Origin of the sequence: Streptococcus infantis (assembly GCF_047464215.1) — a bacterium.
In the GTDB taxonomy this organism is placed as follows: domain Bacteria; phylum Bacillota; class Bacilli; order Lactobacillales; family Streptococcaceae; genus Streptococcus; species Streptococcus infantis_P.
This window is the reverse complement of record NZ_JASHCG010000002.1, coordinates 92,184-106,931: the sequence shown is the minus strand read 5'-3', so window position 1 is coordinate 106,931 and position 14,748 is coordinate 92,184. Positions and strand designations below refer to the sequence as shown.

At 38.7% G+C, this 14,748-nt stretch carries 14 protein-coding genes and 2 pseudogenes; 15 read left to right on the top strand and 1 reads right to left on the bottom strand.

Features of this window, described 5'->3' with window-relative positions:
• Positions 1-89 precede the first annotated feature (89 nt).
• From proB to QM469_RS01655, 9 genes and pseudogenes are all read left to right on the top strand, one after another.
• Positions 90-1,199 (top strand): glutamate 5-kinase, encoded by a 1,110-nt coding sequence (gene proB, locus QM469_RS01695; protein WP_075231254.1) that lies wholly within the window; start codon positions 90-92, stop codon positions 1,197-1,199.
• A gap of 9 nt (positions 1,200-1,208) precedes the next feature.
• On the top strand, positions 1,209-2,471 hold the full coding sequence (locus QM469_RS01690) for a glutamate-5-semialdehyde dehydrogenase (protein WP_281335439.1): 1,263 nt from the start codon (positions 1,209-1,211) through the stop codon (positions 2,469-2,471).
• A gap of 3 nt (positions 2,472-2,474) precedes the next feature.
• The gene (proC, locus tag QM469_RS01685; protein ID WP_414275940.1) at positions 2,475-3,272 is read left to right on the top strand and encodes a pyrroline-5-carboxylate reductase; all 798 of its coding nucleotides are present in this window, start codon (positions 2,475-2,477) and stop codon (positions 3,270-3,272) included.
• 119 nt (positions 3,273-3,391) lie between these two features.
• Complete coding sequence (gene tmk / locus QM469_RS01680) at positions 3,392-4,030, top strand: dTMP kinase (RefSeq protein WP_248034892.1); 639 nt, start codon at positions 3,392-3,394, stop codon at positions 4,028-4,030.
• Positions 4,027-4,917: a DNA polymerase III subunit delta' gene (locus tag QM469_RS01675; RefSeq protein ID WP_248034889.1), complete on the top strand. Its 891-nt coding sequence runs from the start codon at positions 4,027-4,029 to the stop codon at positions 4,915-4,917. The genes tmk and QM469_RS01675 overlap by 4 nt, the downstream gene beginning before the upstream one ends.
• A gap of 29 nt (positions 4,918-4,946) precedes the next feature.
• Positions 4,947-5,264: a DNA replication initiation control protein YabA gene (yabA, locus tag QM469_RS01670; RefSeq protein ID WP_248034887.1), complete on the top strand. Its 318-nt coding sequence runs from the start codon at positions 4,947-4,949 to the stop codon at positions 5,262-5,264.
• 2 nt (positions 5,265-5,266) lie between these two features.
• Positions 5,267-6,136 carry a 16S rRNA (cytidine(1402)-2'-O)-methyltransferase gene (gene rsmI, locus QM469_RS01665; RefSeq protein WP_414275939.1) on the top strand — a complete coding sequence of 290 codons (870 nt, stop codon included), beginning with the start codon at positions 5,267-5,269 and terminating at the stop codon, positions 6,134-6,136.
• Between the two features lie 217 nt (positions 6,137-6,353).
• Positions 6,354-7,409 (top strand): annotated as a pseudogene (locus QM469_RS01660) (DNA cytosine methyltransferase).
• 2 nt (positions 7,410-7,411) lie between these two features.
• Positions 7,412-8,170 carry a DNA cytosine methyltransferase gene (locus tag QM469_RS01655; RefSeq protein WP_414275938.1) on the top strand — a complete coding sequence of 253 codons (759 nt, stop codon included), beginning with the start codon at positions 7,412-7,414 and terminating at the stop codon, positions 8,168-8,170.
• Between the two features lie 130 nt (positions 8,171-8,300).
• Here the strand turns inward: QM469_RS01655 and QM469_RS01650 are convergent.
• Positions 8,301-9,146 (bottom strand): annotated as a pseudogene (locus tag QM469_RS01650) (IS630 family transposase).
• A 139-nt stretch (positions 9,147-9,285) separates the two neighbouring features.
• On the opposite strand from QM469_RS01650, the gene QM469_RS01645 reads away from it, so the two are divergent.
• The 6 genes from QM469_RS01645 to frr all read left to right on the top strand — a co-directional run bounded on the left by QM469_RS01645 (position 9,286) and on the right by frr (position 14,695).
• Entirely contained in the window at positions 9,286-9,879 is a 594-nt protein-coding gene (locus tag QM469_RS01645) for an abortive infection family protein (RefSeq protein ID WP_414275937.1), read from the top strand.
• A gap of 15 nt (positions 9,880-9,894) precedes the next feature.
• Complete coding sequence (locus QM469_RS01640) at positions 9,895-10,458, top strand: SLATT domain-containing protein (protein ID WP_414275936.1); 564 nt, start codon at positions 9,895-9,897, stop codon at positions 10,456-10,458.
• Entirely contained in the window at positions 10,458-11,780 is a 1,323-nt protein-coding gene (locus QM469_RS01635) for an SMODS domain-containing nucleotidyltransferase (RefSeq protein ID WP_414275935.1), read from the top strand. Before QM469_RS01640 ends, QM469_RS01635 begins: the two co-directional genes overlap by 1 nt.
• Positions 11,781-11,973: 193 nt before the next feature.
• The gene (gene trmFO / locus QM469_RS01630; RefSeq protein WP_414275934.1) at positions 11,974-13,308 is read left to right on the top strand and encodes a methylenetetrahydrofolate--tRNA-(uracil(54)-C(5))-methyltransferase (FADH(2)-oxidizing) TrmFO; all 1,335 of its coding nucleotides are present in this window, start codon (positions 11,974-11,976) and stop codon (positions 13,306-13,308) included.
• 86 nt (positions 13,309-13,394) lie between these two features.
• Positions 13,395-14,129 (top strand): UMP kinase, encoded by a 735-nt coding sequence (gene pyrH, locus QM469_RS01625; protein WP_000433488.1) that lies wholly within the window; start codon positions 13,395-13,397, stop codon positions 14,127-14,129.
• Between the two features lie 8 nt (positions 14,130-14,137).
• The gene (frr, locus tag QM469_RS01620; protein ID WP_315638968.1) at positions 14,138-14,695 is read left to right on the top strand and encodes a ribosome recycling factor; all 558 of its coding nucleotides are present in this window, start codon (positions 14,138-14,140) and stop codon (positions 14,693-14,695) included.
• Positions 14,696-14,748: the final 53 nt, after the last annotated feature.

Sequence of the window (14,748 nt, the reverse complement as noted above, 5' to 3'; positions counted from 1 at the left end):
TTTTTTTGTGATCAAAAGTGAGAGAGTTACTTTTTTACAATTTCATAAAATCATGGTAAAATGGTTAAATATTAAATTTGGAGAAAAATATGAAGTACAAGCGTATCGTATTTAAAGTTGGAACTTCATCCTTGACACATAAAGATGGAAGTTTATCTCGCAGTAAAGTAAAAGCTATCACACAACAGCTTGCAATGCTGCATGAAGCAGGTCATGAGCTGATTTTGGTATCTTCTGGGGCTGTTGCAGCAGGTTTTGGAGCCTTAGGATTTAAAAAACGACCGACCAAGATTGCGGATAAGCAAGCTTCAGCAGCGGTTGGTCAAGGATTGCTTCTGGAAGAATATACAACCAATTTGCTCTTAAGACAGATTGTTTCAGCGCAAATCTTGCTAACTCAGGATGATTTTGTCGATAAGCGACGTTATAAAAATGCCCATCAAGCTTTGTCAGTCCTGCTTAATCGTGGTGCGATTCCTATTATCAATGAAAATGACAGTGTCGTTATTGATGAGCTCAAGGTCGGAGATAATGATACACTTAGTGCCCAGGTTGCAGCAATGGTGCAGGCAGATCTTTTGGTCCTCTTAACAGATGTAGACGGTCTTTATACTGGTAATCCTAACTCGGATCCAAGAGCTAAACGTCTGGAGAGAATTGAGACCATCAATCGTGAAATTATTGATATGGCTGGTGGATCAGGATCATCTAATGGAACTGGTGGAATGCTGACTAAGATAAAGGCAGCGACCATTGCGACAGAGTCAGGAGTACCGGTTTATATTTGTTCATCCTTGAAAGCTGATGCTATGATAGAGGCGGCAGAGAAGACTTTGGATGGTTCTTACTTTGTTGCACAGGAAAAGGGACTTCGTACCCAGAAGCAGTGGCTGGCCTTTTATGCCAAAAGTCAGGGAGCAATTTGGGTTGATAAAGGGGCGGCAGAAGCCCTCTCTCAACATGGAAAGAGTCTCCTTTTATCAGGGGTTGTAGATGTTGAGAGCAACTTTTCTTATGGCGATATTGTTACTGTTTTTGATAAGGAAACTGGAAAATCACTTGGAAAAGGTAGAGTGCAACTAGGTGCATCGGGGCTGAAAGATGTCCTTCGTTCTCAAAAAGCCAAGGGAGTCCTGATTCACCGTGATGACTGGATTTCCATTACTCCTGAAATCCAACTACTCTTTACAGAATTTTAGAGGTAAACTATGGTAAGTACACAAGAACAATTTGAACAGGTACAGGCTGTTAAAAAATCAATCAACACAGCTAGTGAAGATGTGAAAAATCAAGCCTTGCTAGCCATGGCTGATCACTTAGTGGCTGCTACTGAGGAGATTTTAGCGGCCAATGCCCTCGATATGGAAGCGGCCAAGGGAAAAATCTCAGATGTTATGTTGGATCGTCTTTATTTGGATGCAGGACGTATTGAAGCAATGGCAAGAGGGATTCGTGAAGTGGTTGCTTTACCAGATCCAATCGGTGAAGTTTTAGAAACGAGTCAGCTTGAAAATGGCTTGGTTATTACCAAGAAACGGGTGGCTATGGGGGTTATTGGCATTATCTATGAAAGCCGTCCAAATGTGACATCTGATGCGGCTGCTTTGGCTCTCAAGAGTGGAAATGCGGTTGTTCTTCGTAGTGGGAAGGATGCCTATCAAACTGCCCATGCTATTGTTAAAGCCTTGAAGAAGGGCTTGGAGACAACGACCATTCATCCTGATGTGATCCAACTGGTGGAAGATACTAGCCGTGAAAGTAGCTATGCTATGATGAAGGCCAAGGGCTATCTAGACCTTCTCATTCCTCGTGGAGGGGCTGGCTTAATCAATGCAGTGGTTGAGAATGCTATTGTACCCGTTATCGAGACAGGGACAGGGATTGTTCATGTTTATGTCGATAAGGACGCAGACGACGATAAGGCTCTATCGATCATAAACAACGCTAAAACTAGTCGTCCTTCAGTCTGCAATGCCATGGAAGTGCTGCTTGTTCATCAAGACAAGGCGGCAAGCTTCCTTCCTCGCTTGGAGCAAGTTTTGGTTGCCGATCGAAAGGAAGCTGGTCTTGAACCGCTTCAATTCCGTTTAGATGAAAAAGCTAGTCAATTTATTTCAGGTATAGCAGCAGAGCCACAAGACTTTGACACCGAGTTTTTAGACTATATCCTAGCGGTTAAGGTCGTGAGCAGTTTAGAAGAAGCGGTTGCCCATATTGAAGCCCACAGTACCCATCATTCGGATGCTATTGTGACAGAAAATGCTGATGCTATAACTTACTTTACAGATCAAGTGGACTCGGCAGCGGTTTATGTCAATGCTTCAACTCGTTTCACAGATGGTGGTCAATTTGGTCTTGGTTGTGAAATGGGGATTTCTACTCAGAAATTACATGCGCGTGGTCCAATGGGATTGAAGGAATTGACCAGCTACAAATATGTGGTTACTGGTGATGGACAGATAAGGGAGTAAGAGATGAAGATTGGATTTATCGGCTTGGGGAATATGGGTTCCAGTTTGGCTAAGGCTGTCTTGCAGGCAAAAACGAGTCATCAGATTCTCCTTGCTAATCGTAGTCAAGCCAAGGTGGAGGCTTTTATTGCTAATTATGGTGGTCTGGCTTCTAGTAATGACGAAATCTTTGCAGAAGCAGATGTGATTTTTCTAGGAGTAAAGCCAGCTCAATTCTCTGAACTGCTTACTCAATATCAGTCAATCCTTGAGAAACGAGAAAGTCTTCTTTTGATTTCCATGGCAGCTGGTTTGACCTTGGAAAAACTCGCTAGTCTTCTTCCAAGTCACCATAGGATTATTCGCATCATGCCTAATACACCTGTTGCTATTGGGCAAGGAGTGATTAGCTATGCCTTGTCTGCAAATTATCATCCAGAAGACAGTGAACTTTTTTGTCAACTTTTAGCCAAGGCTGGCCAGTTGGTTGAAATAAGTGATGGTTTAATAGATGCAGCAACAGGACTTGCAGGTTGTGGACCAGCCTTTGTTTATCTTTTTATCGAGGCCATGGCCGATGCGGGGGTTCAAATAGGATTGCCTCGAGAAATGGCTCTGAAAATGGCGGCTCAAACGGTAGTTGGTGCAGGTCAAATGGTCCTAGAAAGTCAGCAACATCCTGGAGTCTTGAAAGACCAAGTTTGTAGCCCAGGTGGTTCGACTATTGCTGGTGTAGCGAGCCTAGAAGCGCATGCTTTTCGAGGGATAGTTATGGATGCTGTCAACCAAGCCTACAAAAGAACTCAAGAATTAGGCAAATAAGAGGTGAGCGTTAAAACTCAACCTCTTTTTTTACTACAAAGAGCGAAATAAAAAAAGCTTTTCACAAATCCCTATTTTTTTGATAGAATAGAAGAGAGAAAAATAGAAATGAGTCTGACATGTCAAAAGGATTTTTAGTCTCTCTTGAGGGACCAGAGGGAGCAGGAAAAACAAGCGTTCTTGAAGCCATAATCCCTATATTAGAGAATAGGGGAATAGAAGTTTTAAGCACTCGTGAACCAGGCGGAGTTTTGATTGGAGAAAAGATTCGAGAAGTTATTCTAGATCCTAGTCATACTGAAATGGATCCTAAGACGGAGCTTCTCCTCTATATCGCCAGTCGTCGACAACACTTGGTGGAAAAGGTCTTACCAGCGCTTGCAACTGGAAAATTGATTATCATGGACCGCTTTATTGACAGTTCAGTTGCCTATCAGGGCTTTGGGCGTGGCTTAGATATAGAAGCGATTGATTGGCTTAATGAGTTTGCGACAGATGGACTGAAACCTGATTTGACTCTTTATTTTGATATTGAGGTGGAAGAGGGGCTTGCACGTATTGCTGCCAACAGTGATCGGGAGATCAATCGTTTGGACTTGGAAGGTCTGGATCTACACCGAAAAGTCCGTCAGGGTTATCTATCTCTTTTGGAAAAGGAAGCAAACCGCATTGTAAAAATCGATGCTAGTCTACCACTTGATCAAGTGATTGAGAACACGCAGCAGCTACTTTTTGACAGGATGGGATTAAGGAGATGAAACAAGAGCAATTAAGAGCTTGTCAACCTTTACAATTTGAACGTTTTGTTCATATTTTAGAGCAAGGGCAGCTTAATCACGCCTATCTCTTTTCAGGTAATTTTGGAAGTTTAGAGATGGCTCTTTTCTTGTCTAAAAGTCTCTTTTGTAGTGAGAAAACTGGTATTTTTCCTTGTGAAAAATGTCGGAATTGTAAATTGATTGAGCAGGAAGAATTTCCTGATGTGACCATGATCAAACCTCAGAATCAAGTCATTAGGACGGAGCGTATTCGGGAATTAGTCAGTCAATTTTCCCAGTCTGGTATTGAAAATCAACGTCAGGTTTTTATTATTGAGCAAGCGGAAAAAATGCATGTGAATGCTGCAAATTCACTCTTGAAGGTTATTGAAGAACCACAGAGTGAAATCTACATTTTCTTTTTGACCAATGATGAAGACCAAGTGTTGCCAACGATTCGAAGTCGGACACAGATTTTCCAATTTAAGAAGCAAGTCACAACTCTAATATCTCAGCTTGAAGAGGCTGGTTTAGTAAAAAATAAAGCTAAGCTATTGGCCCAATTCAGTCAGTCACAGACGGAGGCTGATAAGCTTGTGCATCAAGCAGGATTTTGGACACTAGTAGATGAAAGTGAGCGCCTCTTTGCTTGGCTTTTAGCCCATAAAAAAGAATCCTATTTGCAGGTTGCAAAATTAACTAGTTTGGCTGATGATAAAGAAAAGCAAGATCAGGTGCTCAGGATTTTAGAGGTATTAGCTGGCCAGGAGATTCTCAACGTTTCAGCTCGGAACATTTTGCAAAATCTCATTCAAGCTCGAAAAATGTGGCGGGCCAATGTCAGCTTTCAAAACGCTTTGGAATACCTAGTTTTACAAAAAAATTAAAGCAATGATAGATTAAAGAAAGGGCTGTAATGAATAAAAAAGAATTATTTGATGCTTTAGATGATTTTTCACAGCAATTGTTGGTAACCTTGGCAGACGTCGAAGCCATCAAAAAAAATCTCAAGAGTCTGGTAGAGGAAAATACAGCTCTTCGTTTAGAAAATGATAAACTGAGAGAACGATTGGGAGAAGTTGAGGAGACAGCTCCATCCAAAACTAAACATGTGAGGGAAAATGTTCGTCGCATTTATGAGGACGGTTTTCATGTTTGCCGTGATTTTTATGGCCAACGTCGAGAGCAGGATGCAGAATGTATGTTCTGTGATGAACTGTTGTTTAGGGAGTAAGTATGCAGATTCAAAAGAGTTTTAAGGGACAATCTCCCTATGGCAAGCTTTATCTAGTCGCAACGCCGATTGGTAATCTAGAAGATATGACTTTCCGCGCCATTCAGACCTTGAAAGAGGTAGACTGGATTGCGGCTGAAGATACTCGTAATACTGGACTTTTGCTCAAGCATTTTGACATTTCTACCAAGCAGATCAGTTTTCACGAGCATAATGCCAAGGAAAAAATTCCTGATTTGATTGATTTTCTGAAAGCAGGGCAAAGTATTGCCCAAGTATCTGATGCGGGGATGCCTAGCATTTCAGACCCTGGTCATGATTTGGTCAAGGCTGCTATTGAAGAAGACATCGCTGTTGTCACAGTTCCAGGAGCTAGTGCTGGGATTTCTGCTTTGATTGCTAGTGGTTTAGCACCCCAACCTCACACTTTTTATGGTTTCTTACCACGAAAATCTGGTCAGCAAAAGCAATTTTTCGAAGTAAAAAAAGCTTATCCTGAGACTCAGATTTTCTATGAATCACCTCACCGTGTATCAGATACGTTAGAAAATATGCTAGAAGTCTACGGTGACCGCTCGATCGCCTTGGTTCGAGAACTGACCAAAATCTTTGAAGAATACCAACGTGGAAGTATTACTGAGTTATTAGAAAGTATTTCTCAAACACCTCTTAAAGGCGAATGTCTTCTCATTGTAGAAGGTGCTAGTCAGGATGTAGAGGATAAGGATGAGAATGACTTGTTCTTAGAAATTCAAGATCGTATCCAGCAAGGCATGAAGAAAAATCAAGCCATTAAAGAAGTTGCGAAAATTTACCAGTGGAATAAAAGCCAGCTATACTCGGCCTACCACGAATGGGAAGAAAATCAATAAAGGGAGACAGGATGTAATAATTCTGTCTGTTTCTGTTTAACTTAATTAGTGATGATAATATTCGGAGTCTAAATCATAGAATTGATTGAGTAGTGAATAAATAAAAACAATGTTCATTCAGTTCACGTTGAATATATATGATGTACTCTATTAGAATTATTTTTAAGTACGCAGTATGGTATAATTATATATGAGAAAATAGTGTGGAGTTTATCAGTTGAAAAAATATAACATTGTAGATTTATTTTCAGGAGCAGGTGGTCTATCTTATGGATTCGAGATGGCTGGATTTAATGTTCTATTAGGAATTGATAATGACGAAAAAGCCTTAGAAACCTTTCAAAAAAATCATCAGAATTCAGAAATATTATGTGGAGATATTGCGAATATATCTTATGAGTAAGATATAAAACCAATAATTGGAGAACAAAAAGTTGACATAATTGTAGGTGGTCCCCCTTGTCAGGGGATGTCGCTTTCTGGACCTAGAAAATTTGATGATCCAAGGAACAAACTTTATTTGTCTTATATTCGATTGGTTCGAGAAATACAGCCAACTGCTTTTGTCATTGAAAATGTGATTGGGATTGTTAGTTTGTTTAAAGGGCAAATAAAAGATACTATCATAAAGGAATTTTCAAAAATGGGTTATAAGGTTCAGTTTAAAGTGTTGCTGGCCTCTGACTATGGGGTTCCTCAAAATAGAAAGCGTGTTATTTTTGTGGGGACGAGGAATGATGGATTTGAATATCCTGATGCACTGGGAACAATCATTACAACAGAGATGGCAATTTCTGATTTGCCAACATTAGAAAATGAACTTGGCGAGATAGAAATGTCTTATGTTTCAGAACCTCAAAATGACTATCAAAAACTAATGCGAAAACGTTCACATGTGGTTTTGAACCACGTTGCAGCCAAGCATTCAGAAAAAGTGACAAGTACAATTGCTCTTGTTCCTGACGGTGGAAATTATAAAAATCTCCCAGAGGAATTACGAGAAACAAGAAAATTTAATGTCGCTTGGACACGATTTGCCAGCTGGAAGCCAGCTCCTACGATTGATACGGGACATAGACATCATTTCTACTATAAGTATAATCGTGTCCCAACAGTGAGGGAGTCTGCTCGTCTGCAATCTTTTCCAGATGATTTTATCTTCTACGGTAGCAAAACACAGCAATTTAGACAAGTTGGTAATGCTGTTCCCCCATTGATGGCTCAGCAAATTGCAAACAGTTTATTGAAATATTTAAAAAATAGCGAAGAGTAACTATGTATCAAGTTCCAGAGAAATATTATTTTAGACTACATCACCCAAGACCTCGTTTTAAAAATGATGTCGAAAATGTACTTGTTTACATGGCAACGAATATTTCTTATTTGGGAATATTGCCTAAAAAGGAATTTAGTCAGCAACTAAATGACATTATCAAACAATATGCAGGAAATGCAGAGAAAACAATCAATAACTGGCAAACAGAGATTTCTTCTTTGTTTGGGATGATGATTGAGAAAGAAGGCTTTGTCTATTCAGGAAATAGGGCTAAGGAATTGACTGAAGAGCCTATTCAGAATGTAGAAGATTATACACCACTAAAAACAATTCTTCAGCAAGATATTGATGAAAAGTATTATTTTAGTGAGAGGGCTGTGCAAGGAATGCTAAATAGTAAATCTGGCAAAAAAATGAATAAAGGACGAGCACAAGACATTGAACAGCCGAGTAATACGGTTAGTTCTCACTTAGCAAAAGTATCCTTAAATAGCACTGACCCTGTTTTGTTAGAAAATGGACGTTACCGTCGCTATACTCCAAGAGAGGTTGCACGTATTCAGTCGTTTCCAGAAAACTATGAATTGCTTGGTTCAGAAGGTGCTCAATATAGAATGCTGGGGAATGCTATTCCACCAGTAATGATGTGGTATATTGCTGAAAAGTTAGTGTCAGATTTACGAAATAGTGATGTAATTGCAAAGCAACAGAAACTCGAAGAAAGTTTTGGTCAACTGGCTTTGTTTGAAGCGAGTTGATGTTTTAAATCTAGGGAACTTGATATGGAATTAAATTTTCAAGATAAGAGTTTTATAAAAGTATTTTTTAATAGTGACGGTTATGTATTAAATTTTTCTAACTCTACTTTTGCTAATTTTACTTTTATAGTTATTTAGTTTTAAAAAAGCACTCTAATGATTCAAAGATATTGGGGACTTCCCTTAATAAATCTGTCACTTTCTTTTTCAAGACTGCCCAAGCTTGTTCAATGGGATTCAAATCTGGTGAATAAGGTGGTAGAGGTAAGAAGAAGTGTTTATCTTTGACGCAAAGTTCATCCAAAATCTTCTTGGGATGAAAACTAGCATTGTCCATGACAATGACATGAGGTGTCTTCAAAGCAGGCAGGAGTTGCGTTTTGAACCACTTAACAAAGAAGTCGCTCGTCATGCTTTCCTTGTAAATCATAGGAGCTATAAACTCTCCATCTACTTGTCCTGCAACAATTGAAGTCCGCTCAAAACGCCGTCCATTAATCTTTTCATAGACTTTCTCTCCTCTAGGAGCCCGTGCATGAGAACGATAGAGGTAGCGGTCGATTCCTGTTTCGTCAATATATACGACTGGTAAATCTTTTAGATTATCCAAAATATCAAGAAATTCAGCGACTTTCTCTGGATCTTGTTCCTTAAAGCTAGTCGTCTTTTTTTAAAGTGACATTGATCTGCTTTAAAGCTGCCCATACTGAAGGAACAGCACAATCAAAATGTACCGCAATTTCCCGTAAAAAAGCATCTGGATGAGCCTCTACAAAGGCCTTCAACTCCTCCAAAGGAATCTTTCGGCTTTTGGCGACTCTCTTTTTCCGCTCTAAGTGCCCTTGTTCACGTCTTTCTTTTCCCATGTGAAGAGAGTTCTGACGCCAACATCAAAAACTTTGGATGCCTCGACATGGCTGTGTCCCTCTTTGATGTAATCTAATGCTCGTTGTTTAAAATCTGTACTATATGCCATGGCTTTATTATAACATGTATTTTATAAACTAAGTGACTATAATTCAGTAGGAGTAAATATTCAAGAGAAATATGGAGGTTCAAAAGGGAAAGCTTTACAGGCTTTTGTAGATAACGAACCAGATGAACTGGTTTTAAAATTGGCTTTAGATTTACTTAGATATTATGAAGACCTTCCTGACTCATATTACGAAAAAACTGAAGAGAGGAACTCTCAGGCATTCAAATTGAAAGAGAGACTTTCGAAATATGAAGTCTCACAAATAGCCTACTTAAATAATGCTGCTAAATCTTTATCTGACTATTTTGATAGCGACTATATAGATAAGCAAATGGGGATTATGAATGAAATGATTTCTCTCTCTCCAGCGGACGCTATTGGAAAAGCTAAGGAATTGTTGGAATCGTGTTTTAAACATATTTTAGACCATGAAAAAATTGAGTATTCTAATTCTAATGATATTGCAACTTTGCAAAAGAAAGTCTTTAAATTTTTAAACTTGGATTCTAATGAAAATATTTCAGCAAAAAATAATCAAGATGTGAAGCTGGTTCTAAGTGGTTTAAATCAAATTATCAAGGGTATTAACAGTCTTAGAAATGATAAAGGCGATGGTCATGGTAAGGGAGCTAACTTTATAGAATTGCCACCAAGGTATGCTTCAGTTGTTGTAGGATCTGCATTAACGGTAGTGTCATTTGTTTGGGAAACATACCAAGATAAGCAAAAATAGTAAGGAGGAGGTTTAATGTCGAAAAATCAAGAAAAATTACACTTTGAACTTAAAAATTTTATAGTAAATGTAGGTTGGACTCACAAAATTCATGCGGTTAGAATTGACGAGTTAGAAAGCTATATTCGATGGTTTAGAATAGCAACAATAATCATTTCTGGAGTTGTCTCTTCTGGCTTAGTTGGAATACTTTGGTTTGATGAATATTGGATAAAGCTTGTTACAGCATTTTTATCATTAGTCACTACAATAATTTTTAGCATCACCAAGGAGTTTAACTTTGAGGAACGACTAGCTTTGGAGAGGAAATCTGTTGATGAGCTTTGGAATCTTAGAGTGTTAGCTGAAATTCTTTTATCTGAGGTGGTTTACAATGGAAAACCATCCAGTGAAATCCAAGAATCTTTCGAAGAATTAAAATTTCGAAGAGATGCTACTTATAGTCAACTTTCTAATGCTTCTCCCAAAAATGTATCCAAGGCTTCAAAACTAATAAAATCGAGAAAAGATAATGATTATGAGGAGGATTATAGATACTTTATTCCAAAAGAATTGATGGAAATTAAGGAGGAAGAGTAATGTCTTTATCTAATGATTTTAAAGAATTTTGCGAAGACGAACTCCCCATGACGGATGAGGAATGGGAAAAATGGAAGAATAGATTAAAAGAGATTACGAAACGACTTAATCGAAAATACTATTCCTTAGATGAGCTTGAAGATGAAGAAATTGACAATGGTTTGATTGTTGGTAGTGTGGGGAGAACGACGGCTGTTCGAAATGTTAGTGATTTTGATTATATTTTTTCACTACCCTCAGAAGTGTACAGACGATTTGATTCTTATGAGGGTAATGGTCAATCAGCACTTCTACAGGAAATAAAAAACGAATTATTAAAAAGATACCCAAATACAAAAATAAAAGGAGACGGACAGGTCGTTGTTATTGATTTTTCGGATGGTGGAAAAATTGAGTTAGTTCCAGCTTTCGAACAATCTGATGGTAATTTTAAATATCCTGATTCTCGTAACGGAGGCTCTTGGAAAACTACTAAACCAAAGCCTGAAATTGAAAAATGCAAATCTTTAAATTCGAATTTTAATAATCATTTTTCTAACTTAACAAGGCTCATACGACGATGGAAAAATCATATGGGCTTTTCATTTAAGGGACTGTTGATAGATGCTTTGATATCTGATTTTATTGATGATAAAGGTATTTCTGAAATATATTACTCTGATTATAATATTCTCTTGAAAGATATTTTTGAATACTTTTCAAGTCAAGATAAAAATAGAGAGTATTGGTATGCTTTAGGTAGTAATCAAAAGATTTATAATAATGATGGAGCAAAATTTATCAATAAAGCTAAGCAGGCTCTCAAGAAAATAGAAGACGCTTCAGAAGAGAAACTTACTGAAGTTTATAGACAGCTATTTGGTAGAAAATTCGCTCAATCCACTTCTACCACAAATCGAGCTTCGAATGAAGAATTTATTGATGAATTGTTTAATGTTAATATCGAATATAATATTGTTTTGGAGTGTGAAATTACACAAGATGGTTTTCGAAAAGCACTTCTTTCAGACTTTTTAAAAAGTAGATTTAAGATTAAAAATAGAAAATCTCTTGATTTTGAAATTATAAAATCAGATATTCCAGATAATCTTTTGTCTGATGTTAAATATTATTGGAAAGTAAGAAATATTGGAGCTGAGGCGATTAGAAGAAATTGTGAGCGTGGTGCTATTTTTTCAGGTAAAATAAAACATCACGAAGATTCTCAGTTTAAAGGAGACCACTATGTTGAATGTTATGCTGTTTTAGATAATACGGTTATAGCAAGAGATAGAATAAAAGTCCCTATCGATCCGTTATGTGGAAAAGATTTTATAGAGTAGCATATAATTGATTCTTAACTGGAATACTCACTATCTCTTTACATCAAAAAAATGACTAAACAGGGAAGTTTGCCTTCTTCCCTTTTTTTGTTATACTAGAAGAAGAAAAAAATAGAAAGATTTGTGGGTGTCAAACAGTCTAATGACTTGTTCTGGAATGAACTTAAGTTTCACCCAAAGAGGTATTAGTGTCGTGTCTCAATCTTATATCAATGTTATCGGTGCGGGCTTGGCGGGTTCTGAAGCAGCCTACCAAATCGCAGAGCGTGGTATTCCAGTTAAGCTTTATGAAATGCGTGGTGTCAAGTCAACACCGCAACACAAAACTGACAATTTTGCAGAATTGGTCTGCTCAAACTCTTTACGTGGGGATGCTCTTACAAATGCTGTCGGTCTCCTCAAAGAAGAAATGCGTCGCTTGGGTTCTCTTATCTTGGAATCTGCTGAAGCAACTCGTGTTCCTGCTGGTGGTGCCCTTGCGGTGGACCGCGATGGTTTTTCTCAAATGGTTACTGAAAAGATTGCCAATCATCCCTTGATTGAGGTCGTTCGTGACGAAATTACAGAATTACCAACAGATGCTATTACAGTCGTTGCGACTGGTCCTTTGACTAGTGATGCTCTTGCTGAAAAAATCCACGCTCTTAATGGCGGTGACGGTTTTTATTTCTATGATGCTGCAGCGCCTATTGTGGATGTTAATACCATTGATATGAACAAGGTTTATCTCAAATCTCGTTATGATAAGGGAGAAGCAGCCTATCTCAATGCTCCTATGACCAAACAAGAGTTTATGGATTTCCATGAAGCCTTGGTCAATGCAGAAGAAGCTCCGTTGAATTCTTTCGAAAAAGAAAAATACTTCGAAGGCTGTATGCCAATCGAAGTTATGGCCAAACGTGGTATTAAAACCATGCTTTATGGACCTATGAAGCCAGTCGGACTTGAGTATCCAGACGATTACACAGGACCTCGTGATGGAGACTTTAAAACTCCTTATGCGGTCGTTCAGCTTCGTCAGGACAATGCTGCAGGTAGTCTTTATAACATCGTTGGTTTCCAAACTCACCTTAAATGGGGAGAGCAGAAGCGTGTCTTCCAAATGATTCCAGGTCTTGAAAACGCTGAGTTTGTCCGTTATGGAGTTATGCACCGTAATTCTTATATGGATTCACCAAATCTTCTTGAGCAGACTTATCGTTCTAAGAAGCAGCCAAATCTATTCTTTGCTGGTCAGATGACGGGTGTGGAAGGCTATGTTGAGTCAGCGGCATCAGGTCTAGTAGCTGGTATTAACGCAGCTCGTCTTTTCAATGGCGAAAGCAAGGCTATTTTTCCAGAGACAACAGCAATTGGAAGTCTAGCTCATTACATCACCCATGCTGACAGTAAACACTTCCAACCAATGAACGTCAATTTCGGAATTATCAAGGAATTGGAAGGCGACCGCATTCGTGATAAGAAGGCTCGTTATGAAAAAATTGCAGAGCGTGCTTTGGCTGATTTGGAAAACTTTTTATCTGTTTAAAATTTTCAAAAGAATAACTCATGAGACTATAAAATTCTCAAAAAATGTGATAAAATAGTTTGAATAAAATAAAGGAGCGAAGTCAGGTGGAACCCAAATATAAACGTATTTTGATTAAGTTATCAGGTGAGGCCCTTGCTGGCGAACGTGGTGTCGGAATTGATATCAAAACTGTTCAAGCAATGGCTCAAGAAATTCAAGAAGTACATAACTTAGGTATTGAGATTGCCCTCGTTATTGGTGGAGGAAATCTCTGGCGTGGAGAACCTGCTGCAGAAGCTGGAATGGATCGTGTTCAAGCAGACTATACAGGAATGCTTGGAACCGTTATGAATGCTCTTGTAATGGCAGATTCATTGCAACAAGTTGGTGTGGATACACGTGTTCAAACAGCCATTGCCATGCAACAAGTGGCAGAGCCTTACGTACGTGGACGTGCCCTTCGTCACCTTGAAAAAGGTCGTATCGTTATCTTTGGTGCTGGAATTGGTTCACCATACTTCTCAACAGATACAACAGCGGCTCTTCGTGCAGCTGAAATCGAAGCAGATGCCATCCTCATGGCTAAAAATGGTGTCGACGGTGTTTACAATGCCGATCCTAAGAAAGACAAGACAGCCGTTAAGTTTGAAGAATTGACTCACCGTGACGTTATCAACAAAGGACTTCGTATCATGGACTCAACAGCTTCAACCCTCTCAATGGACAACGACATTGACTTGGTTGTCTTCAATATGAACCAACCAGGCAACATCAAACGTGTCGTATTTGGGGAAAATATCGGAACAACAGTTTCAAATAATATCGAAGAAAAGGAATAAGAAAGATTATGGCTAACGCAATTATTGAAAAAGCTAAAGAGAGAATGACCCAGTCTCACCAATCACTTGCTCGTGAATTTGGTGGTATCCGTGCCGGTCGTGCCAATGCAAGCTTGCTCGACCGTGTACATGTAGAGTACTATGGAGTAGAAACTCCTCTTAACCAAATCGCTTCAATTACGATTCCAGAAGCGCGTGTTTTGTTGGTAACACCATTTGACAAATCTTCATTGAAAGATATCGAACGTGCCTTGAACGTTTCTGATCTTGGTATTACACCAGCTAACGATGGTTCGGTTATCCGTTTGGTTATCCCGGCTCTTACAGAAGAAACTCGTCGTGACCTTGCTAAAGAAGTGAAGAAGGTCGGTGAGAATGCTAAAGTGGCTGTCCGCAATATCCGTCGTGATGCTATGGACGAAGCTAAGAAACAAGAAAAAGCAAAAGAAATCACTGAAGACGAATTGAAGACTCTTGAAAAAGACATTCAAAAAGTAACAGACGATGCTGTTAAACACATCGACGACATGACTGCCAACAAAGAAAAAGAACTCTTGGAAGTCTAAAAATAAACATAAAAACTCAGTTGGCATTGCTGGCTGAGTTTTATTCGAAAGAA

Bases quoted from the DNA above. Each gene is read 5' to 3' on its own strand.
- proB (WP_075231254.1), top strand. From the start codon at position 90: ATGAAGTACAAGCGTATCGTATTTAAAGTTGGAACTTCATCCTTGACA.
- QM469_RS01690 (WP_281335439.1), top strand. From the start codon at position 1,209: ATGGTAAGTACACAAGAACAATTTGAACAGGTACAGGCTGTTAAAAAA.
- proC (WP_414275940.1), top strand. From the start codon at position 2,475: ATGAAGATTGGATTTATCGGCTTGGGGAATATGGGTTCCAGTTTGGCT.
- tmk (WP_248034892.1), top strand. From the start codon at position 3,392: ATGTCAAAAGGATTTTTAGTCTCTCTTGAGGGACCAGAGGGAGCAGGA.
- QM469_RS01675 (WP_248034889.1), top strand. From the start codon at position 4,027: ATGAAACAAGAGCAATTAAGAGCTTGTCAACCTTTACAATTTGAACGT.
- yabA (WP_248034887.1), top strand. From the start codon at position 4,947: ATGAATAAAAAAGAATTATTTGATGCTTTAGATGATTTTTCACAGCAA.
- rsmI (WP_414275939.1), top strand. From the start codon at position 5,267: ATGCAGATTCAAAAGAGTTTTAAGGGACAATCTCCCTATGGCAAGCTT.
- QM469_RS01655 (WP_414275938.1), top strand. From the start codon at position 7,412: ATGTATCAAGTTCCAGAGAAATATTATTTTAGACTACATCACCCAAGA.
- QM469_RS01640 (WP_414275936.1), top strand. From the start codon at position 9,895: ATGTCGAAAAATCAAGAAAAATTACACTTTGAACTTAAAAATTTTATA.
- QM469_RS01635 (WP_414275935.1), top strand. From the start codon at position 10,458: ATGTCTTTATCTAATGATTTTAAAGAATTTTGCGAAGACGAACTCCCC.
- frr (WP_315638968.1), top strand. From the start codon at position 14,138: ATGGCTAACGCAATTATTGAAAAAGCTAAAGAGAGAATGACCCAGTCT.